General features: G+C 51.9%; 18 protein-coding genes. 5 read left to right on the top strand and 13 right to left on the bottom strand.

Features of this window, described 5'->3' with window-relative positions:
• The first annotated feature begins 40 nt into the window (after positions 1-40).
• Genes fabK through THEAM_RS04580 form a run of 4 tightly spaced genes read left to right on the top strand, consistent with a single transcriptional unit; the run spans position 41 to position 2,676 of the window.
• Positions 41-1,006, top strand: a complete 966-nt coding sequence (gene fabK / locus THEAM_RS04595; RefSeq protein WP_013537664.1) for an enoyl-[acyl-carrier-protein] reductase FabK — start codon at positions 41-43, stop codon at positions 1,004-1,006.
• Entirely contained in the window at positions 1,003-1,464 is a 462-nt protein-coding gene (gene ribH, locus THEAM_RS04590) for a 6,7-dimethyl-8-ribityllumazine synthase (protein ID WP_013537663.1), read from the top strand. The genes fabK and ribH overlap by 4 nt, the downstream gene beginning before the upstream one ends.
• A 2-nt stretch (positions 1,465-1,466) precedes the next feature.
• On the top strand, positions 1,467-1,895 hold the full coding sequence (gene nusB, locus THEAM_RS04585; RefSeq protein ID WP_013537662.1) for a transcription antitermination factor NusB: 429 nt from the start codon (positions 1,467-1,469) through the stop codon (positions 1,893-1,895).
• On the top strand, positions 1,882-2,676 hold the full coding sequence (locus THEAM_RS04580; protein WP_041439434.1) for an LpxI family protein: 795 nt from the start codon (positions 1,882-1,884) through the stop codon (positions 2,674-2,676). The genes nusB and THEAM_RS04580 overlap by 14 nt, the downstream gene beginning before the upstream one ends.
• 114 nt (positions 2,677-2,790) lie before the next feature.
• Here the strand turns inward: THEAM_RS04580 and THEAM_RS04575 are convergent, their stop codons facing one another.
• The gene (locus THEAM_RS04575; protein ID WP_013537660.1) at positions 2,791-3,918 is read right to left on the bottom strand and encodes an iron-containing alcohol dehydrogenase family protein; all 1,128 of its coding nucleotides are present in this window, start codon (positions 3,916-3,918) and stop codon (positions 2,791-2,793) included.
• A 56-nt stretch (positions 3,919-3,974) separates the two neighbouring features.
• Between THEAM_RS04575 and rgy the strand changes: the two genes are divergently transcribed.
• On the top strand, positions 3,975-7,553 hold the full coding sequence (gene rgy, locus THEAM_RS04570) for a reverse gyrase (protein ID WP_013537659.1): 3,579 nt from the start codon (positions 3,975-3,977) through the stop codon (positions 7,551-7,553).
• Here the strand turns inward: rgy and truB are convergent, their stop codons facing one another.
• From truB to THEAM_RS04510, 12 genes are read right to left on the bottom strand one after another with little or no spacing between them, the layout of a single operon-like run.
• Positions 7,554-8,405 carry a tRNA pseudouridine(55) synthase TruB gene (gene truB / locus THEAM_RS04565; RefSeq protein ID WP_013537658.1) on the bottom strand — a complete coding sequence of 284 codons (852 nt, stop codon included), beginning with the start codon at positions 8,403-8,405 and terminating at the stop codon, positions 7,554-7,556.
• The gene (locus THEAM_RS04560; RefSeq protein ID WP_013537657.1) at positions 8,405-8,989 is read right to left on the bottom strand and encodes a hypothetical protein; all 585 of its coding nucleotides are present in this window, start codon (positions 8,987-8,989) and stop codon (positions 8,405-8,407) included. Before THEAM_RS04560 ends, truB begins: the two co-directional genes overlap by 1 nt.
• The gene (locus THEAM_RS04555; protein WP_013537656.1) at positions 8,989-10,980 is read right to left on the bottom strand and encodes a type IV pilus secretin PilQ; all 1,992 of its coding nucleotides are present in this window, start codon (positions 10,978-10,980) and stop codon (positions 8,989-8,991) included. The genes THEAM_RS04560 and THEAM_RS04555 overlap by 1 nt, the downstream gene beginning before the upstream one ends.
• Before the next feature lie 4 nt (positions 10,981-10,984).
• The gene (locus tag THEAM_RS04550) at positions 10,985-11,398 is read right to left on the bottom strand and encodes a hypothetical protein (RefSeq protein ID WP_013537655.1); all 414 of its coding nucleotides are present in this window, start codon (positions 11,396-11,398) and stop codon (positions 10,985-10,987) included.
• Positions 11,399-11,401: 3 nt separating this feature from the next.
• On the bottom strand, positions 11,402-12,010 hold the full coding sequence (locus THEAM_RS04545) for a type IV pilus inner membrane component PilO (protein ID WP_013537654.1): 609 nt from the start codon (positions 12,008-12,010) through the stop codon (positions 11,402-11,404).
• The gene (locus tag THEAM_RS04540) at positions 11,994-12,557 is read right to left on the bottom strand and encodes a PilN domain-containing protein (RefSeq protein ID WP_013537653.1); all 564 of its coding nucleotides are present in this window, start codon (positions 12,555-12,557) and stop codon (positions 11,994-11,996) included. Before THEAM_RS04540 ends, THEAM_RS04545 begins: the two co-directional genes overlap by 17 nt.
• Complete coding sequence (pilM, locus tag THEAM_RS04535; RefSeq protein WP_013537652.1) at positions 12,544-13,590, bottom strand: pilus assembly protein PilM; 1,047 nt, start codon at positions 13,588-13,590, stop codon at positions 12,544-12,546. The genes THEAM_RS04540 and pilM overlap by 14 nt, the downstream gene beginning before the upstream one ends.
• An 11-nt stretch (positions 13,591-13,601) precedes the next feature.
• Positions 13,602-14,813: a type II secretion system F family protein gene (locus THEAM_RS04530; RefSeq protein WP_013537651.1), complete on the bottom strand. Its 1,212-nt coding sequence runs from the start codon at positions 14,811-14,813 to the stop codon at positions 13,602-13,604.
• A complete protein-coding gene (locus THEAM_RS04525) occupies positions 14,813-16,414 on the bottom strand; it encodes a GspE/PulE family protein (RefSeq protein WP_013537650.1) in 1,602 nt (533 codons plus the stop codon). Before THEAM_RS04525 ends, THEAM_RS04530 begins: the two co-directional genes overlap by 1 nt.
• The gene (gene gspD, locus THEAM_RS04520) at positions 16,395-18,311 is read right to left on the bottom strand and encodes a type II secretion system secretin GspD (RefSeq protein ID WP_013537649.1); all 1,917 of its coding nucleotides are present in this window, start codon (positions 18,309-18,311) and stop codon (positions 16,395-16,397) included. The genes THEAM_RS04525 and gspD overlap by 20 nt, the downstream gene beginning before the upstream one ends.
• A gap of 7 nt (positions 18,312-18,318) precedes the next feature.
• Positions 18,319-19,143 (bottom strand): PDZ domain-containing protein, encoded by an 825-nt coding sequence (locus THEAM_RS04515; protein WP_013537648.1) that lies wholly within the window; start codon positions 19,141-19,143, stop codon positions 18,319-18,321.
• Positions 19,115-21,760: a CBS domain-containing protein gene (locus THEAM_RS04510; protein WP_013537647.1), complete on the bottom strand. Its 2,646-nt coding sequence runs from the start codon at positions 21,758-21,760 to the stop codon at positions 19,115-19,117. The genes THEAM_RS04515 and THEAM_RS04510 overlap by 29 nt, the downstream gene beginning before the upstream one ends.
• Positions 21,761-21,879 lie beyond the last annotated feature (119 nt).

The following is a 21,879-nucleotide window of genomic DNA, read 5'->3' as shown; positions in this document are numbered from 1 at the left end:
TGCTGTTAAAATAGACCTATCCCAAGGAGCCGGAGGGAAAATGCTCAAAACGAGAATATGTGAAATACTGGGAATAGAGTACCCAATCCTCCAGGGCGGAATGGCCTGGATAGCAGATGCAGAGCTTGCCGCAGCAGTCTCCAACGCAGGCGGACTGGGAATCATAGCGGGGGGAAGCAGGAGCGCAGAGGAGCTCCGCCAGGAGATAAGAAAGTGTAAAGAGCTTACCGACAAACCTTTCGGCGTTAACGTAATGCTCATGATGCCAAACGCCGAAGAGATAATCCAGGTCTGCCTCGACGAAGAAGTTCCGGTTGTAACAACCGGAGCGGGAAACCCCGGAAAGTACATACCGGCATTTAAAGAGAAGGGAATAAAGGTCATTCCCGTTGTGGCAAGCGACGCCCTCGCAAAGAGAATGGAGAGAGTAGGGGTAGACGCAGTAGTAGCAGAAGGAATGGAAGCCGGAGGCCACATAGGGAAACTGACAACAATGGCACTCATTCCGTCAATAGTAAAAGCGGTGAAGATACCGGTAATAGCCGCCGGCGGTATAGCACTGGGCGAGCAGGCGGCAGCTGCATTTGCCCTGGGTGCCGAGGGCGTTCAGGTAGGAACGAGGTTCCTGGCTGCCAAAGAGTGTAACGTTCACCCGAAGTATAAAGAGAAAATCCTGAAGGCCCGCTTCAACCAGGTTACAGTAACCGGGATAACAACCGGCCACCCGGTCAGGCTCCTTGAAAACAAGTTGACGAAGAAGTTTGCCGAGCTTGAGTTCTCCGGAGCCCCGAAAGAGCAGCTGGAAGAGCTCGGAAGGGGCAGGCTCCGCCTTGCAGCAGAGCAGGGAGACGTTGAGTGGGGCTCGGTTATGGCAGGTCAGGTGGTAGGCTACGTAAACAAGGAAGAGAGCGCAGCCGAAATAATAAAAGACATAATGGAAGGGGCCGAAAGGCGGCTCAGAGAGCTGTGCGGAAGGTTCTTCGGCTGCAACGGGAGTGAGGAATGAGAGTAGTGGAAGGTAAGCTAAAGGCAGACGGACTGCGGTTTGCAGTAGTTGTAAGCAGGTTCAACTCGTTTATAACCGAGAGGCTCCTTGAGGGCGCATTAGACTGCCTGCTCAGGCACGGCTGTGACGAAAAGGACATCACCGTTTTCAAAGTGCCGGGCTCTTTTGAAATTCCCCTCGTTGCCAAAAGACTCGCAAAGAGGGAAGAGTTCGATGCAGTTATAGCCCTGGGAGCCGTAATAAGAGGAGAAACGCCCCACTTCGACTACGTGGCGGCAGAGGTAAGCAAAGGTGTGGCGCTTGCCGCCTTGGAAACCGAAAAACCGGTGATTTTCGGAGTGTTGACTACAGATACCGTGGAACAGGCAATAGACAGGGCCGGAGCCAAAGCCGGCAACAAAGGCTGGGAAGCGGCGCTTACTGCAATAGAGATGGTCAACCTCCTGAAGGAGGTTTAACTGTGGCGTTAACAAACAGGGAGAAGAAAAAGGCAAGGGAGCACGCTTGCCTGATAATGTACCAGGTAGACGTAGGCAACCTCCCGCTGAAAGAGGTTACCGAGAACTACTGGAGCGACTTCGGTAAGGAGAAGGAAGAAATCAAGGAGCTTTCTGAATACCTTGTAAAGAAAACCATAGAACACCTTGAAGAGGTAGACAGGGCAATAGGCAAACACCTTAAGAAAGGGTGGGTAATAGAGAGACTGCTGCCGATGGACAGGTCTATACTGAGGGTTGCAAGTTACGAAATCCTCAACGAGGAGATATCGCCACCTGAAGCGGTTATAAACGATGCGGTTGAGATAGCCAAAAGCTACGGAGAGGACGAAAAGAGCCCCAAGTTCATTAACGCAATACTCGACAAAGTGAAGAGAGATGCAGGAAAGTAGGATAGGGCTGTTGGCAGGGGCCGGGAAGCTTCCGGTAGAGTTTTTAAAAAGCGCAAGGGAAAGGGGAGAGGCCGTAATCACCTTTGCCCTTGAAGGTATAACGAACCCCGAAGTGGAAGAGCTTTCCGACGAAGTGGTATGGATAAAACCGTTTAAGCTGGGTAAGTTTTTCAAAGAGGTAGAGAGGCGGCGTCCTGCCAAGTTCTTCCTGTTGGGTAAAGTTGAACACAAAGCAGCAGTTGACCTTAAAGGGCTCGACCTGAAAGCGATTTCATTCTTAATGAAATTAAAAGATAGGAAACCTCAAACGATTATAATAGGTATAATAGAAGAACTCGAGAAAAGGGGCGTTAAGGTAGCAAATCCTGAATCATATCTTAAGAGGCTGCTTTTAACTAAGGGAGAGATTATCGGTAAGCCCCCTTCTGAAGAGGTTTTGGAGGACCTTAAGTTCGGTATGGAGATTGCAAAGGAGATAGCTTCCTTGGACATAGGTCAAACGGTTGTGGTGAAGAACAAAACGGTTATTGCCGTTGAGGGGATAGAGGGAACCGACGAGTGTATAAAGCGGGGAGCGGCACTCGCGGGAAAGGGGTTTGTTGTGTGTAAGGCCGCAAGAAGAGAGCAGGATATGAGAGTAGATGTTCCGACGGTTGGGATAAAAACGGTTAAACTGATTGAGACGCTCGGGGGAAAAGGACTTGCAGTAGAGGCTGGGAAAACCTACCTGCTCGACAGGGAAAGAGTAGAGACGGGGAAAATCCCCGTCCTGGCCCTTTAACCCCCCTCCCTCCCCTTTGTAGGGGAGGGAACCGCCCGCTTATTATTGTTGTTCGCTATAAGAATAGCGACCGCCAGAAAGTTTAACAAGACCTAAATGTTTAACCTGCAAGTTTTAAACTAAAGTTTGAAGAAGCTCTATAAGTTCCCTCTCCGTAGGGATTTTGGGCAAGCTCCCCATGAGGAACTTTTTTGCCATCGCCATGGAGGCTATTTTCGGAATATCCTCCGAGGGGATTCCCACCTGGGAGAGTCGCCGGGGAATTCTGAGGAAGGTAAGCAACCTTTCGAGTTCAGAGAGGAAATCCTCGGCTCCGTTTAAGCCCACAAACGAGGCTATTCGGTTGAGGTCGTCTTTTACGGAGAGTCCGTAGAAGCGAATAACCGGAACGAGGAAAAGCCCGTTTGCAAGGCCGTGGGGTAGCCTGTAGAGAACGCCTACAACGTGGGCAAGGGTGTGAACGAGACCTGCACCAGCGTCTGCAATAGCCATTCCGGCAAGGGTACTCGCAAACATAACTTTTGTTCTGGCCTCGCGGTGGTTGGGGTTGCCGAAGGCTTTCGGAAGGTAGCGCAGGAGTAGTGAAGTGGCTTCCAAGGAGTAGAAGGAGGATATGGGCGTTCTCCTCTGGGTAAGGTAGGATTCAAGGGCGTGGGTTAGAGCGTCTACTCCCGAGTTGGCCGTTACCTCCCTGGGCAGGGTGAGGGTAAGTTCGGGGTCTACAACTGCAAGTTTGGGATAGAGGTAAGAGGATATTAAAGGGGCCTTCCGGAGCTTCTTCCTGTCGGTTAAAACGGCGTAAGGGGTAACTTCCGAACCGGAACCGGCCGTTGTAGGAACCGCCACAAGGGGTACTCCCGGCTTTTCAAAGGGTTCTGGAACGCCTATGAAGCTCTCTAAGCTGCCGGGGTTTTCAAGGAGAACCGATACGGCCTTTGCAACGTCGAGGGGACTTCCTCCGCCTACGGCAACTATAAGGGTCGGCTTGAAGCGGGAGACGCTGTTTAACACCGAGAGGGCGTTTTCTACTGTGGGGTCGGGCTCCACAGAGTCGAAGATTTCAACTTCTGAGGAGGGGAACATCTTGGCAACCCTGCCGGCCGTTCCGTGGGCAACCGCCGAAGGGGAGCAGATAACGGCCACCCTTTGGGTATCCAGTTTAAGGGAATTTACCTCCTCCGGTAGCCTCTCGAGTGAAGACCAGCCGAAGAGGAGCTTCGTCGGTAGATAGTGCCTAAACATCAATACCTCCGGCTATGTTAGACTTTATTCAAATTTTAAAAGCTACGGAGCCCGAAATGAAAGTGGCAGAGTTTCACAGAATGTGCCCGAACTGCGGAAGGATAATCTCCGACAAGAGGTTAAAGGCCGGACTGCCGTGTGAAAGGTGTCTGCCCGAGTTTTTAAAGTGGAAGGAGAGAGAGGAGATTTGCGAGGCGATTGAAGAGCTTCAAAACTTCCAGCAAATCTGCCGGTTAGACAGGTTCGTTAAGGAGTTTACGGAGTTTTTCAAGGAGAAAACGGGTTTTACCCCCTGGAGCCTGCAAATTATGTGGGCAAAGAGGGTCGCCCTTAAGAAGTCGTTTACGATGATAGCCCCGACGGGAGTAGGGAAAACAACGTGGGGGCTTGTAACTTCGGCCTTTGTGAAGGGGAAGGTTTACGTTCTCGTTCCCACAAAACTGCTCGTTCTCCAAACGGTTGAACGGCTCAAAAAGCTAACAGACAAAAAGGTGGTGGCCTACACCGGAAAGAAACGGGAGAAAGAGACCATAGCGTCGGGGGAGTTTGAGATACTGGTAACAACTACCAACTTCCTATACAGGAACTTTGAAATTATCCCCAAGCCTTTCGATTTTGTGTTCGTAGACGACGTAGACTCCCTGCTCAAAAGCGCAAAAAACGTAGACAAGGTGATAATGCTCTTAGGCTTCACGGAAGAAGACGTTGAGCTGGCTATGAAGGTAATCGATTTAAAGGCAAAGGCGGCCAAAAGCAGCGGCAGGGAGCTCCAGAAGCTCCTCGAGAGGATAAAGAGGCTGGAAAAGCACCTGGAGAGGCGAAGGGAGGAGATAGACAGGGTTTTAGTGGTCTCCTCTGCCACATCTCAGCCGAGGTCTAAGAGGGTGAAGCTCTTCAGGGAGCTACTCGGCTTTGAAGTGGGCAAGTCTGCAACAGCCCTGAGAAACGTTGAGGACGTTTTAATATTCACAGAGAAAGACGAGCTTCAGCTGGCCGTTGAAACCGTTAAGAAGTTCGGCAAAGGAGTCTTCCTGTTCGTCTCTGCCGACAGGGGAAGGGAATACGTTGACAGAGTTGTAGAAACGCTCAACTCAAACGGAATACCGGCCGTATCCTACGAAGAGTTCACCCCCGAAAACCAGCAGCGCTTCGTAAATGGAGAGATATGGGCGGCAGTGGGCATATCGAGCTACCGAAACCCCCTGGCGAGGGGAATAGACCTGCCCCAGGCCGTTAGGTATGCGCTCTTTTTGGGCGTTCCGAAGATGGAGTTCGGCGTAAAACTGAGCCTGAGTCCGGTAAAGCTGTTCGGACTTCTGCTCGTTCTCAGGGAGCTCTTTTCAGAAGAGGAGCTTCCAAAAGTTAACGGTTACATAAGCTACCTGAAGAGATACCTGACCCTGAAAGAGGAGCTCCTCGACCGATACCCCAAGATAAAGAGCAGACTACAGGAGATAAAGGAGTTCTTAGAGGCCCACCTGAGCAACCCCGAGTTTCTAAAGAAAATCCGGGAGTCGGAAACGGTCTCCCTAAAGGAGAAAAACGGTGAGCTCGTTCTGGTAGTGGGAGACGCGGCAGGCTACGTTCAAGCCTCGGGAAGAACCTCAAGGATGTTTGCAGGCGGCCTCACAAAGGGCGTCAGCCTGATGGTGGTAGACGACGTAAAGGCCCTCAACTCCCTGAGGAAGAGGGTAATGCTCTTCTTAGAGGACGTTGAGTTTAAAGTCCTGGAAACCGACAAAGGTAAAGAGTTCGCCGGGAAACTCGGCCTGCCAACCATAACCGAAGAGGAGTTAAAGGCGGTATTCAAACAGGTAGACCGGGACAGAAAGCGAGTGAGAGAGATACTGGAAGGAAAGGTAACGCCTGAAACAAAGAGCCTTGTAACAACGGCGCTTGTGGTCGTAGAGTCTCCGAACAAGGCCAGGACAATTGCGAACTTCTTCGGGAAACCGGTAAGGAGAAGGGTTAAAGACGTTGACGCCTACGAGATTAACATAGGGAACAAGCTCCTTCTCCTTGCGGCCTCCAAGGGCCACGTTTTCGACCTTACGGTGAGGGACGGAGTTTGGGGAGTAAAAGAGGAAGACGGACACTACATACCAGTTTACGACACAATCAAGTACTGCACCAAGTGCAACGAGCAGACAACGGAAAACTTCTGTACGAAGTGTGAAGGCAGGCCCGACGTAGACAAGATAACGGTGGTAGAGGCCCTGAGGGAGCTGGGACTCGAGATAGACGAGGTTTACATAGCGAGCGACCCCGACACCGAAGGGGAGAAGATAGGGTGGGATGTAGGGTGCAACCTAAAGCCCTACCAGATGAACATGAAGAGAATGGAGTTTCACGAGATAACAAAGTGGGCGTTCCTCAAAGCCCTTGAAGAGCCAAGGGAAATAGACGAAAACCTGGTTAAAGCCCAGATAGTCAGGCGGGTTGCAGACAGGTGGGTGGGCTTTTCTCTGAGCCAACACCTGTGGAAGGTGTTTAACAGACGCTGGCTCTCTGCAGGCAGGGTACAAACTCCGGTTCTGGGCTGGGTTATAGAGCGGTTTGAAGAGAGCAAGGAGAAAATCGGGCTGCTAACTGTAGAGTGTGAAGGGGTGAGCTTCACGTTCAAACTGGAAGAGCCTCAGAAGCTCAAGGAGGTTAAAGCCGATAAGGTGAAGGTAAAAGTTAGGGAGGTTTCGGTAACCGAGAAGAACCCGAAACCCCCCTTTAACACCGGAGAGCTCCTAAAAGAGGCTGCAGACAGACTGAAGCTCTCCGCAGAGAGGGTGATGGAGGTGGCCCAGGAGCTGTTCGAAAGCGGCTTCATAACCTACCACAGAACCGACTCCACAAGGGTATCAACCGCCGGAATGGGCGTGGCGAAAGAGTTCATAACCGAACGGTTCGGACCCCAGTTTGTAAAACTCAGGCCTTGGGGAGAAGGAGGTGCCCACGAGTGCATAAGGCCCACCCGACCGCTCGACGCAGAAGGGCTGAGAACCCTCGTTACGGTTTCCGGCTCAACGGTGAAAATGGAGAGAGACCACTACGCCGTTTACGACCTGATATTCAGGAGGTTCATAGCGTCTCAGATGGTTCCGGCGGAGGTGGAAAGAGTAAAGGCGGAGGTGAAACTCCTACCCGACGAGCTTCAGAAAGAGGAGGAGTTTACAACGAAAATAACCAAAGACGGCTGGAACCTCATACTCCCGCAGATAGAAGTCACAGAGCTTCCGTTTGAGCCGACCGAAGGGGAGAGTTACTACCTACCGGTAAAGGCCGTTCACAAACGGCTGATACCGAAAGTACTACCCTACACCCAGGGAGAGCTGGTAGAGGAAATGAGAAAACGGAGAATCGGAAGACCCTCAACCTACGCGAAAATAGTCCAGACCCTTCTGGACAGAAAGTACGTCGTAGAGAGGAGACACCGGCTCTACCCCACAAAACTCGGAATAGAAGTCTACAATTACCTGGCAGAGAACTTCCCCCACTACACCTCCGAAGAGTTCACACGGGAGCTCGAAGAGCTGATGGACAAAGTAGAGAGGGGAGAAGCGGACTACCAGAAAATAATAGAAGAGCTAAAACCGGTTCTACAGTTCGCAAACGTAGACCCGAAACAGACAGTAGGGGAGTAACTACATAACCCTTAAGGGGCGTAGCTGCCCCTTAACAACCTCCCCTACCCCCAAAAAGCCCGAAGAGGAGCAGACCGAGTAAGTTCCGTCGGGGGCGGAAACGGAAAAGCGCCGCCCGTGGCGGAAATCCTCTGCTTCCTTATCAGAGAGACTGAGGTGCGGAAACGGAAGCAGACTCTCAACGGGAAGGAGGTAAGAGAAGAGGTTCTCCCTGTTTAACTCAGAGAGTTTAACTGCAGACTCAACGCTCAGATTTCCAACCTTCGTTCTACGCAGAGAAGTAACAACGGCATCTGTCCCGAGGGCAAGGCCGATATCGTGAACCAACGAGCGGATGTAAGTTCCGGAAGAACAACACACCTCAAGGGAAAACCTCGGGAAGGAGAAAGAGAGGAGCTTCAGAGAGTAAACGGTTACCCTGCGCTTGGGGAGAGTAAACTCCTTACCTTCCCGGGCAAGCTGGTAGGCACGCTTCCCCTTTATCCTTACGGCCGAGAACGGAGGAGGCGTCTGCTCAATCTCCCCAACAAAGCGGGAGAGGGCAGATTGAAGCTCCTCCTCCGACAGGGGCGGGCAGGGGACACTAACGACCTCGCCGTCTACATCGTAGGTAGGGGAAGATAGGCCGAGCTCCCCTTCAACGGTATAACACTTATCCTGCTTTAAGAGGAACTGGGAGAACTTGGTGGCCTTCCCAACGGCAAGAACAAGAAGGCCGGTGGCAAGCGGGTCGAGAGTTCCCGTGTGACCCACCTTAGTCCGCCTGGGAAGCAGTTTACGAACCCTATCGACAACGTCGTGAGACGTTATACCCGAAGGCTTATCAACGGGCAGAAAACCGGCAACACCCATCACTGACAAGCATCACCGGCGTTAAATATAAAGTTATCAAAGGTTACAGCAAAAGTTACACTCTTCGAGGCCTTTAAGTCGGAGTTTGCCCCCTGATAGTTATAAGTAACGGTGAGCCTATAAGAGAGGGGCTGCTGAAGCTGTTTCCATAGGCCATTCATCTCCTGTACCAAGTACTGGTCGAAAGTAACAGAGGCCGTAGCCGAACCTCCGGGAGGAATATCATCGGAGCTACAGTAAGTATAAGTAACTATATCGTTTAGAACCGTAGGGTCTGCAGCTAAAGATGGCGTTCCGGGCAAAGGCTCTACAGACACCGAGCACCCTTGGAAAAGAAGCGTCTCATCTATATTGCCGAACTCCGAATTAAAGTCTGCTGCCTTCAAGGTAAAAGTGTAATCCACGGCAGGAGGCACGGTGGGAACCTGGGTGCTGTTGGTCGAGTTTGTAGTAGTGTAACAGAGAACGTCCTGCTCGATTTTCGGAACAACGTCTGTGGCGGAAATGGAAACCGAGTTACTGCTTCCCGCACCGCAGGAGAAGCAAAGCACGGCGGCAACCGGAAGTACTATAAGCCTTTTCATTACTTCCCTCCCTCAACGTTACCCTCGGAGTTAATGAGAACGGGGGTGATAAAGATAAGTAACTTACTCTTAGTTACCTGAACGGTTTGATTCTTAAAGAGCCACCCGAGAAGCGGAATCCTTGAGAGGACGGGAACGCCCGACTGAGACTTACTACGCTCCTTCTCGTAGATACCGCCTATAACAACCGTATCTCCGTTCCTAATCATAACGCGGGACTTAACGTTTCTGGTGTTAATCGCCGGCTCATTTCCGCCTGTAATGGCAACGTAGTCGTAGTTGGGAGAGTCCTTACGGACCTCTATATCGAGCAGTATGTTGTTGTCTTTAGTTATGTGGGGCTTAACCTTCAAGATAAGGGAAGCCTTCTTAAAGGCAATCCTGTAGGACGTTGCCCCTCCGGCACCTACAGTAGACTCCCTGTAAGGTATCTCAATACCCTGCTCGATTGAAGCCTCCTGATTGTCGAGAGTCAGAACCTTCGGGCTCGAAATTATCTGGGCGTCTCCGTCTACCTCAAGGGCCTTAAGGGCGAGCTCTACCCGCAGAGTTTGAGCCTTGTTAAGAATACCGAGGGCGAGCGTAGAGTCCATAACGGGAATCTTTGAAACGTTGGCGTAGGTGTCGGGGGATATAAGGGGAGTGTAACCGGCGGTGTTAAAGCCGTAACTGCCTGCAGTGTAAGTGGAAAGGTTTGAATCTCCGAGGCGGTTATAACCGCTGATAAACCAAGTAAAGCCGAGGTCCTTCTCCGCCTTTGCACTGAGCTGAACGATTTTTGCCTTAACCAGAACCTGCTTGCTGGGATGGTCAATAGCCTTAACAACTTTGAGGATTTCCCGGTAGTGGGTTGGGGTAACTTTCAAGATGAGAGCGTTGGTATCTTTATTGACCTCTATGGTCTCGCGGTTGTCTCCCTTTATTATTCCTTTAAGGTCTTTCATTATGGAGTCGGCAGAAACGTAGCTAACGGGTATAACGTAGGTCTTAACCGGCTCGAGCTTCTGCTCCTTTATAATCTTGCTCTTGGGAAGTATTCTTAAGTACTCGGGAGTCTCTATGTAAGTGAGGTTAAGGGGCTCGAGCACCGCCTTAAGGGCGTCTTTCCAGTAAACGGGCTTCTCAAAATCTACGTTAACGGTTCCCTTAACCTCGGGGTCAAACACAACGTTTACGCCGGCAACGCTGGTTATGGCCCTAACAACGGCCCTGACATCGGCATTCGTGAACTTAAGGGCTATTTTGGGACCTCTATCGGAGACGGTACCTGAACTTGCAGCAGGTGAAGGTTTAAGGGAGGTAGCCTGAGCGGCATTCGTAGCGTAGAGCCTTACAGCCACACCTCCGGAGCTTCCGGGAACTACCTCTGCAGCTTTAACAGACGGAGAGAGGTCAAGCTCTACAACGCCCCCTTGAGGCGTATTCGTAACCGCCACCCTTTCTACAAGCTGTGAAGTCGGACGGTAAGCCTCCTCAACGAACTTCAAAGAGGGGAACCTTATAAAGAGCTTATTCCCGACCTGCTGAGAGTTGAACTTGGTGCTGGTAGGAAGGGAGATTAAGAGAGCTTCTCCCCTAACGGTTTTTACAACGGATATCCGAGGTTTTATGAAAGAAGCATCAAGGACTTTAACCTTTAGCTCTCCCGGCCTTTCCGAGAACCGGGCAACACCGCTCTTTTTAAGCTTAATCAAAAGCTCCGAACTGCCGTCTACCGGCTTTAAAACGGCACTCTGAACAAGACCTCCCCGTGCACCTACGTTGTAGGTCCTGGTAAGGGAGCAGTTCTTCAAGAGGACGTCTATCACCTTACCGGAAGTAGATATAGGCTCCAAAGAGCAGCTTCCGGAGGTTTTAACTGTAAACTCGGCAAACTCCCTAAGTATTGAGCCCTCCGGCTCTGTAGAGTAAAGAACGTCGAGTGACTTAACCTCCCCTGCAACCGCCTGGGCACACAGAAGAGTTAAAACAAGAGGGAACAACCTGGCCATTACTTTAACCCCCCAGATTCACTTTCAGTGAGTACCGTTTTTTCACTATACGCCCTTTAAACCTGTAGTACTTCTCGAAGATGAGCTTATCGGGCTCAATGGCAACGAGTTTGGTATCGGGAGCAACGGCAGAACCCGGCTTCAAGAAGAACACCTGACCCGTCTGTGGGTCCATAACAACGAGGAAGGTCTGGTTTCCCTTCCTCACCACACCCTGTATTGCATAGGTGTTAAAAGCGTTAGGGAGAACAGGCTTAAAGAGGGTTACTGCCTCCTTCTTGGGCTTCTCCTTTTGCTTTTCCAGCTTGGCCTCGGCTGCAGCAACAATCTTCTGAATCGGGTTAACAAACGGGTCTACAATTTCACCGTAGGCAGATAGCGGCAGAAGTAAAGCCAACGAGAAAACGAACCACCTCATCTACTACCTCTTCAAGGTAAATGCCTTTATTTTCAGAGTAGCTACAACCGTATAGCCTGGGGAGCGCTCCTCCTCCCCTTTCCTGGGCAAACTGGAAGGTTTCTTCTTGTAGGAAACAATCGAGATATCGCCGAAGTTGAGGATTCTATCGACCTTGGAGAGGCGCTCACACCACCTGACAAAGTTGGGGTATGTTCCGGCAAGCTGAACGGTATAGGGATAGGCCACGTAGTACTTACTGCTGTGAGGTTTATCACGTTTAATGAAGCGTATAACCATACCGCTGTCGGCACCGGTTATGGATTTGAGTATCTGACTCACCTCCTCGTTTCCGGTGGGGAGCTTCTTCTCTATAGCCGCAATCTGCTTTTCAAGCTGGTTTATCTCCTTTTGAACAGCAGCCCTGCGCTTCTCAAAGACCTTAAGCCTGCTCACCGTCAGGGCAAGGGTATCTGCCTGGGCTCTCTTACGGGCGAGCTCTTGCTGAAGGGGAACTATTTTGTAGTAGTAAAGCAAGCCAAGTAAAAGGGCTCCGAGAAAGAGGATGAGAATCCACTTCTGCCAACGGGGAGTCTCTATCCACTTCTCGTAGAGGCTACTTAGCTGCTCCATTTTTCATCTCCACGCTAAAGTTAAACTGGTAGTAAGGGATATTCAGCCTCAGTCTGCGGTCCGAGAAGACCTTCCTCTTTGTTTCTCGGAACACAACGTTTCCAAGGTTTGTCTCTACGTACTGGAGGAAGAGAGGAACCCTTTTAACGTTGAAAGTGGCTCCCTTAACGTGGAGGAGTTTTCCCTTCGAGGAGAGCTCTGTAAGCCAAATACCCTTAACGTAGTCGGGATTTCCGAAGAAGTAGAGGAACTGCGGAACGTGGCGTTTCCTTTCAAGCTCGGAGACAACAGAGAGCTTGTGTTTAAGCTCCTGCTCGAGCTTCTTGAGCCTGCCAACTTCCCGTTGAACGCGCAACAGTCTGGCCTTTTCGGCCCTCAACCTGGCTATCTTTGAGTCTACGGCCGATATCTGAGACTCAATAGAGCTGACCCAGAAGTAGTAAACGGCAAAAACGAGCAGGAGCACGAATACGAGGAAAATAAGGTCGGGACGGACGTACTTTTCAAACTTTGACTCTTTCAGCTCGGCGAAGTTAAACCTTAGCATTTCCGTCACCCTTGTATCGTATGCTTAGTCCTGCAGCAACGGCAAACTCTTCAGAATCTACAATACCGGAAAAGCTGAGCGGAGAGCCAAGGTAGGTAGGTTTGCCGGAGAACCTCTCCACCCTTTTGGCCGCATCGGGGAGCTTTGCAGAGCCCCCGTAAAGGTAGACAGATTCCACCTCGAGGTTGAACCTGTCTTTAAAGTTCTCAACGGTCCAGAGGGCCTCGGTCACTATTTTCTTGAAGAAGTCGTCCACTATTGAGTCTATGGAGGATTGGTCCATCTCCTTCACGGGCTCTCCCTTTTTCAGACGCTCGGCGTCTTCAAAGCTTAGCATCAGCTCCTTCTGTATCTGCTCGGTGAGGGAGATACCCCCGTACTCTATGTTCCTTGTAATGTAAGGGTAACCGCCAAAACTTATAACGATTTTCGTGTAGGTTGCCCCTATGTCTATAAGACACACGGGAACCGGCGTAAGGTCGGGGTTGTTAAGGTAGAACTGGTTGTTGATTGCGGCAGGCTCTATGTCTATGACCGTAGGCTCAAGGCCGGCCTGCCTCAGCAGGTTTATCCTTTTATCGAGGAACTCCTGCTTAACAGCGGCGATTGCTATATCTATGGTGCCTTTCTCAACGGCAACGGGGAGAATCCTGTAGTCTATCTTTACCTGTCTGAACTCCTCGGCGGATATAAGGCTCTTCATGTAGTCTATAACGGCCGATTCAGGGTCCTTTCCCGAGGGGATACTGATTACGCTGTAGAAGCAGGCGTGGAGTGGAACGTGAATGGTTACCTGTTTATCTTTAATTTTTAGCTGTTCGTAGAGCTCTCTGATTGAATGGACAAGCTCAAACTCGTCTATTATTTCAGAACCTGCGAAAACCTGCTCTTTATATTCGTAAATTCCGTGAACTTTTACCTTGAAGTTGCTGCCTTTTCTCTCCGATTGAACCAGTTTTAGGGAGGATGTTCCTATGTCAAGGGCAGGAAAGAGATACCCCACTCCCTTGAAGAAGCGAGCCAACCACCCCATAACCACCCCTGTTACAGCGCTTTTATAGTGCTTATGCTAACTATAGGCAGGAGTAAAGCGTAAACTATAAAACCTATCATCAATCCAACTATAAGCATGGTAACAGGCTCGATTAAAGATGTCAAGCTCTTAACTTTAACGTCTATTTCAGTTTCCAGGTAACCGGCCCCTTTTAGGGCCATTTCGCCGAGGTTACCCGAAAGCTCACCCGCCTTAAGCAGCTGATAGACAACTAGGGGAAGGGGAATAAGCTCGGAAAGGACCTTAGAGAGGGATTCCCCCTTTTTAACGTGTTCAACAACGGGTTTTACGCGAAGGCGAACGGCAAGGTTGGGAATGGTTGTTACGGCGATTTCTAAGGCTTCAACAACGGGCACTCCGGCGTTGAGCAGGTTGCCGAGGGTGTAGAGGAACCTTTGGAGGGAGGAGAGGTAGAGGAGGTTACCAAAAAGCGGCAGTTTTAAGAGAAGCTGGTGGAAGAGCTTCCTCCTCTTTTTTACAAGCAGCAAAAGGGCAAAGAGGGATAAGGCGAGAAGGGTAACTATAAGGTAGTAGTGGTTTAACAGCAGGTTGCTGAAAAGTATCACAAGGCGCGTGCTTAAAGGAAGCTCAAGGTGGGCGGTTGTGTAGATGCCGACAATCTTGGGTATAACTGCGGTCATCATAAAGACAACAACGCCGAGGGCAACAACAAAGAGGATAGCCGGGTAGATAAGAGCCTGAGCTACCTTGGTTTTCAGGCTCTCTATTTTCTCAAGGAGAAGGGCCGCAAGTTTGAGGTTCTCGGGAAGCAGCGCTCCCTTCTCTCCGGAGTAGATAAGCGAGAGAAGGGTTTCGTTTCTCAGACCGGCCCGTTTAAGGGCCTCCGTGAAGGTGGCTCCCTCTTTTAGGGCCCCTGCTACGGCGCTGTAGAATAGCTGAAGGTGGGGAGGTGTGTCCTTCTCTACAAAGGATTCAACCGCCTCTACTATGGGAATTCCGGCGTCTATCAGGGTCGCAAGGGTCTTGAAGAAGGTTGCAAGCTCTTGGTTTGAAGGTCCCCTCCTGATGAAGGGAAGGTGCAGGCGCTTTTCCGAGGCGGAAACTTCCTCCTCTTTAAGCTCGTAAGGGTAGATGCCCCTGCTTTTGAGGAGGGAGTGGGCGGCGGTGTAGCTGGGAGCCTCTATAACGCCTTTAACCTCCTTACCTTCGCTGTTAACACCACGGTAGGAGAATACGGCCATTACCGTGCCACCCTCAGTACTTCTTCAACGGTTGTTATACCGAGCTTCACCTTCTCCGCTCCGTCTCCTTTAAGGGTTCTCATCCCCTTAGAGAGGGCGAGCTCTTTTATCTCGTCGCTGTCGCGCCTATCCAGTATGAGCCGTTTTATGTCTCTGTCGATAACGAGAATCTCGTAGATGGCGGTTCTGCCCAGGTATCCGGTTCCCATACAGTAGTCGCAACCCCTTCCCCTGTAAAGGGGACCGCTGTAACCGGTTATGCCGAGCTCCTGAAGCTCTCCGGGCTCGGGAGTGTAGGGGGTTTTACAGTGGGGACATATCTTCCTTACAAGCCTTTGGGCTATAACGCCAACAACCGAAGAGGCAACAAGGAAGGGCTCTATTCCCATATCCAGAAGCCTGGTGACCGAGGAGGCGGCGTCGTTGGTGTGGAGGGTAGAGAACACAAGGTGACCGGTAAGGGCCGATTGAACGGCTATCTCGGCGGTTTCAACGTCGCGAATCTCACCCACCATGATGACGTCTGGGTCCTGGCGGAGTATGCTCCGGAGGGCACTTGCAAAGGTGAGACCTATATCGGGCTTTACCTGAACTTGGGATATGCCGGGGAGCTCGTACTCAACCGGGTCTTCAACGGTGATTATGTTTATCTCCTCCCTGTTGATTTCGGAAAGGGAGGCGTAAAGGGTTGTGGTTTTTCCAGAGCCCGTAGGGCCCGTTACAAGGAGCATGCCGTGGGGAAGCTTTATGAGGGAGGTCAGCTTCTCGTAATCGTCGGGAAGGAGGCCGAGCTCCCTGATTGAGTAGAGGATGTTCTCCTTGAGGAGCAGCCTGAGGACAACCCGCTCGCCAAGGTGGGTGGGGAGGGTGGAAACCCTGATGTCTACGTCTTTGCCGCCGAACTTTACGAGAATTCTGCCGTCTTGGGGAAGCCGCTTTTCAGCTATATCAAGGCCCGCCATTATCTTGAGGCGGGAGATAACCGCCGGCATCTTGGAGGCCGGAAGCTCGCGGACGGTTTTTAAAACACCGTCTATGCGGATTCTCACCCTCATCTTGTTCCTGAAGGGCTCAAAGTGGATATCGCTGGCCCTTGCCCTGAGGGCAACCGTTAAAACCTCGTTTATAAACTGAACGGCGGGAGCTTCCTCCTGGGAGGTGAGGATATCCTCGCCGTAGGAAACCGGGGCTACCTCCTCCTCTTCCTCCCTCTGGGTAGAGAGGAGGGCGTTGAGCTCGTCGTAGGGAGCAACAACCACCTCTATCGGCTTACCGAGCAACCACTCGAGTTTTTTCAGTCCCTCGTAGTTAAAGGGGTTATCGGTTGCAACAACAACGTGGCTGCCGGCGTCTTCGAGAGGAACGAGCCTCTCTTTTTTCAGGAAGGAGGCGGGAACGGCAGAGAGAAGCTCGGCGGGAATTGAAAGGGGCAGGTTCTTGGTAAAGGTGAATCCTGCCCCTTTAAAGAGCTCTTCAACCTCGGGCAGGTTCCACTTTAAAAGGCCGGCAACCTGCCGGAAGGAGCTAAACTCCTGGTCGGGCAGGAGCCCTTTAGACTTCAGAAGCTCTATAAACTGCTTCTCACTTAACGTCTTTAACATTTACCATAAGCCCTTTATTGAGTTCAAACTGACCGAAGCCCTTAATATCGGAGAGGATGCCCTTCCTGGAGCGCTTAATCTCAAGGAGGTTCTCCCTGTACTCGGCAACTTTCCTCGCGGTAAGGGCCTGCTCCTCTTCCGTATTCCTAACAATGTGGGGAGTAATGAAAACGAGGAGGTTGGTCTTCTCTATCTGGTGTCCGGTCTTTTTAAAGAGGTTCCCTATAACGGGAATGCTGCCGAGAACCGGAACCTTTTCAACGGTGGTGAGCTTCTTCCGCTTTATGAGACCGCCTATAACAAGGGTCTGACCGTCGTGAACGTCTACGGTGGTTTTGGCCTCACGCTTTGAGGTTATGGGAGCCGTTTGGTCGGCGTTGGCGTAACCTACAACGTCTTCCACCTTCTCGTAGACCTTAAGGCGAACCTCTCCGGAGGCAGTTATGTGGGGCGTGATTTTGAGAACTATGCCTACGTCCTTGTAGTCGTAGGAGATTACCGGGTTGTTGTTCGTGTCGTACTTAACGCCGGTGGAGTAGGGGATAACTTTGGAGATGTTTATCTCAGCCTCTTCGTTGTCGAGGGTGAGTATCTGGGGCGTTGCTATTACGTTAACGCCGCCCTCTTTAGCGTAGGCGTTCAGGAGCAGCCCTATGTCGGGCACGCCGTCGCGCCACTTGGCTATACCCAACAGCAGGCCCGGAGAGGCGCTGGGATAACCGGGCTGAAGGGGCAGGTTCCCGTAAAGGCTGCCGCCGAAGGGAACGTAGTTGCCCCGGGAGAGGAACTTCCACTCAACGCCCATCTGGAGGAGTTTATCCATAGACATCTCTACTATTTGAACCTCTACGAAAACCTGCGGGCGTTTAACGTCTATGCTCTTTACAACGTCTTTTACAACGGCAAAGTCCTGGGGGGAGGCAAGAACTATAAGGGAGTTACTCCCCTTATCGGCAACGACTTTAACGGGGCCGGAAAGGCCGAACTTCTTCTGGGAGGTGTCCTTAAAGAGGGAGTCGAGCACCTTGGCCATATCTTCGGCAAAGGCGTAGTTCAGCTTGATTATGTGGATATCCCCCTCTTTTACTTTTATGGGGCGGTCGAGCTTCTCACACAGCTGGAGAACCCTCACGATTGTTTTGGGAGTGCCGACAACATAGAGGGTATTGGTTCTGCCATCTACGGCAAAGTGGTAGTACTCCCTGCCGGGCAGGGGGAAGGTTTTGGCTATGTCGAAGGCGAAGCCCTTCTCGAGGAGGGCCTGAAGGACCTTGACAACGTCTTGGGCCTTTGCGTTTTTGAAGGTGTAAGAGGCGATTTTCAGTTTTAAGGGCGCCCTGTCGAGTCGGGAGAGGACTTTAACTATTCGGTGAACGTTCTTCTCCTTGTCGGTGATAACAACGGCGTTGCTCTCCCGGACGAAGCTCACCCTGCCGACAGGAGATAGCATGTTCCTTATAAGGCCCTGAAGGTTCATAACGTAGAGGTGTCGGGGGATGTAGATGTAGGTTACAACGATGTCGCCGCCGTCTACACGGCCGGTAAGCACGGTGGTAGATTCACGGGCAACTTCACGGTTTCTGACAATTTTTACGTAGTCTTTGTAGTTAACAACCTGGTAGCCGAGCTCATCGAGGGCAGCCACGAAGAGGTCGAAGAGCTCCTTCTTTGGAATCGGCTTCGGCGAGATTATGGTGATTTTTCCCCTTAAGGTGGGGGGAACTATTATGTTCTTTCCGGTAGCCTGACTGACCACTTTGGTGAAGTCTTTAATGTCTACATCTACGAAGTTCACTTGAACCGACTTGGGCTCCTGAGCGAGAAGGGGCGGCTGAATCGGAGCCACCAGAACCGCCGAAGCGGCAAGGAGAGCGGCAGAAACGGTTCGCTTCACCATAACGACCTCACTCTATCTCGTAGTGGAGTTTTAACTCCTTCCCGCGCCTTAAAACGGTTACGGTAACCGTGTCTGCATTTTTCAGCTGTTCAAAGGCGGAGAAGGAGTCCTCGGGAGTTCTTATCTCTATGCCGTTTATAGAGGTGATGATATCCCCGGGGCGTATGCCGAGTTTGTAGATGAAGCTCCTCGGGTTAACGTAGTTTACCCTGAGGCCTGGCGGGTTTTTGGTGGGAACGATGTTTATGTAGCGGAGGAAGTCTCCGGAGGATATCTGAGAGATTATCTCCTTACGGCTAACTTTATACTGGAGTGTAGAGGAGGTAAGGGGTTGGGGAGAGAGGGTATTAACCGGCCGTGAGTGTGCAGTTTGTTGCTCTTTCTTGAAGAGCCTCAGGACCACCTCTCTGCCCCCCGACTCAAAGACGGCCTTGTCGGGGTAAACGGCTTTAAGGGTGTAGTTTTTGAGGTTTGAGCCCACTGAGAGGACAACGGTTCTACCGTCGGGGGCTGCAAGTATCGCTATGCTGTGGCCGCACTGACCGCAGACAACGGTTCCCTTTAAGGAGTAGCCCGCAAGGGTGAAAACCTCTTTCCTCTTTACGGGCTGCGGCCGGGCCACGGCGGTTTTCTTTTTGGGTTTAAAGAAACCTTCTCTTGCAACCATGTAGTCGTAGGTCGGGAGTTTGGTGGCAGGCGTTTTTAAGGAGAGGTTCAGGTGGAAACAGGGAGGGAGCTTTAAAAGGGCAAGGGAGGAAAGGAAGTAGGCAACGGAGAAGGCCAGCAGGGCCACAAGGAGAAGGTTAAGGGTTGTTTCGCTCTTTAACTGCATCTACAAGCTCCTTCAGGTAGGCAAGCTGCTCCTCCCGGCTGTCGGGGGGGAGCTCACCGTCGGCCACTGCATATTTTACTCTACGGAGGAGCTCGGAAAAAACGGGACCCGGCTTAAGGCCGAGAGCCTTTATGTCGTTCCCGCTTACAAGGGGTTTAATGTAGCGCAGGCGCGTTGCAACCTCCCTTACCTTTTCAGAAACTTCCGGAGGCGAAACGGCAGAGAGGAAGATGAGGAGCTCCTCCGGGGCGGACTCAAGGAGCGAAAGGTAGGTGCTGTTCCTATCGGCCGACTCAAGGCGGGGTAGAAGCTCTCTTGCCCTTTTAAGGAGGTTAAGGAGCTCTCTCTCTTCCTTTCCCGGGAGGGTAAGGGCGGCAAGGTATTCTTTTACCCTGTTTTCGGGCTCACCCCAGAAGAGGGCAAGGAGGTAAACGAGGTGGTAGTCGGTATCCGGCGAGAGCTTAGGAAAGTTGAGCTTGTGCCATATAACGCTCTTTCGAACCTTCTCGAAGAGGTCTTTCTTCTCCCTGTCCCAGCGGAGGCCGGGGAAGAGTTCAGCCAGAACGCCGTACCTGTCGAGCTTTAAGAAGACCCTTAGGGGGTTCTCCTCTAAGAGAATCTGCTTGAGCTCGTGGTAGATTCTCTGGCCTTCAACGGTTTTAAAGAGCTTCCTCTCAACGGCCATCTTAAGGAGCCTCTCGGTGTGGCGGCCCAGCTCAAACCGGTAGCGGGTGGCAAAGCGGAGGGCCCTGAGGATTCGGGTAGGGTCCTCAACGAAGGAGAGGGAGTGGAGAACTCTTATCTTTCGCTCCTTTATGTCCCGGAGGCCTCCGAAGAAGTCTATGAGCCGGCCAAATTCGGAAGGGTTTATTTTTACGGCAAGGGTGTTTATGGTGAAGTCGCGCCTCATCAGGTCTTTCTTTAAAGGGGCGGTATCCACCTCCGGGAGGGCCCCCGGTGAGCGGTAGAGCTCGGTTCTTGCGGAGGCAAGGTCTATCCGAAGACCTTCCGGGAAAATCAAAGTTGCAGTTTTAAAGCGCTCAAAGGTGTGAACTTTCGCTCCCAGCCTCTTTGCAACCTCTTTAGAGAAGGTAACAGCATCTCCCTCAACAACGATGTCTATGTCGAAGTTCTTCCGGCCTATAACGAGGTCTCTGACAAAACCTCCCACAAGGTAGGCGTTTAGGCCGAGCTCCTGGGCAACCTCTCCTATACGCTCAATAAGGGAGTAGAGCTCCCGAGGGAGGGCCTTCTTGAGCAGGTGCTTAACGTTGCGAAATTTTGGCTCTGAGCTCAGCCGCTTTGAGTAGAAGGTGGAAAGGCGGTGAAGCTCTTCCCTGTAGAGGTTGTTTAAAAGGTCGGTCCTTGTAACCACACCTACGGGCCTGCCCTCCTTTACAACGGGGACGAAGCTCTGCCCCTTAAGGACGAGAAGCTCCTCTACGGCAGATAAGGGAGCTTCGGGCTCCACGGTTTCATACTCCCTGTCCATAACCGACGAAACCGGCTCGCCGCCGAGCCCCATGTAGATGGCCTTATCCAGAAGCGCCCTTGTTACAACCCCGAGGAAGGCCCCGGCAGAGTCAACAACGGGAGCGGCGTTTATGCTGTTTTTCATCAGCAGCTTCCGGGCCTCTTCAACGGTAACGTCGGCAGACACGGTAATGGGGGGAGAGGTCATAATGTCCTTAACAACCTTCAGGGGTTCTACGGAGCGCCGCAGAGCCTCTTCAAGCCTCTCCAGAGCCTCAAAGGCGGTAACCTCCTTCAGAGTTGCAGAGGCGGCCTCGTGGTGACCTCCTCCCCCGAGCTCGGCTAAAGCAGCTGCGGCGTCAACCTTAGGAGTTCTGGAGCGGCCTATGAGAAAGGTGGTTCCGCCCACTTCTACGGCAGCAAAAAGGGCCGGAAGCCTCAGAGCCTCCAGCAGCCTGCTTACAAGGTGGGCAACCTCGCCTACGTGGCGGTCGAAACGGGCAAAAGTTATCCCTATCCGGTTACCCTCAACCTCAACAACCCTGAGGTTGTCCTTTAAAACCTTTAGAACGTCTATCTCGGTTTCGGAAAGCTCCGCAGGCAGGTACTTCTTAACGAACGAGATATTCGCCCCAACCGACATCAGGTAGGCGGCGGCAAGGAAGTCAAGGGGGGAAGTGGAGGGGTAGCGGAAAGAGCCGGTATCGGAGTAGATGCCGGCAAGCATAGCGGAGGCCTCAAGGGGGGAAGGGGTTAACCCCTTTCCCTTTAATAGGAGGGCCACTATAGAGGTTGTTGAACCGGCCTCTTTAAAGTTCAGCTCGGCGCCGGGGATATCGGTAGAGCCCGAGTGGTGGTCGTAGACTTTAACTTCAACGCCTTCCGAGAGGCGTTTTTTCAAGGTTTCGGGTATCCTCGAGAGGGAATCGGTATCGGCAACGATAAGGCGGGTAACCTCCCCCTTAAAGTCCTCCTCGTTTACAAACTCCAAAAGGTCGGGGTTCTCCTCGAGGAGCTTCGAGACCTCCTCTCCCTTCGCCGAGGGGAGCACAACGGTGGCCTCGGGGTAGAGCCTCTTTAAGCCGACAACCGCCCCGAGGGCGTCAAGGTCCATTCCCCTGTGGGTGGTTATGACGGTTCCCATATCTCCTCTCTGGTTGGAAACTGAGGCAAACGCGCAAGAAAGTAAGGCGGGAAAAGTCTATCCCGGGCTCTGCCTGCACCGTATAATATAGCAGCCGGCAGAAAAAGCAAAGAGGGCTC

The organism is Thermovibrio ammonificans HB-1, from assembly GCF_000185805.1.
GTDB classification, from domain to species: domain Bacteria; phylum Aquificota; class Aquificia; order Desulfurobacteriales; family Desulfurobacteriaceae; genus Thermovibrio; species Thermovibrio ammonificans.
This window is presented reverse-complemented; position numbering and strand designations above follow the sequence as displayed.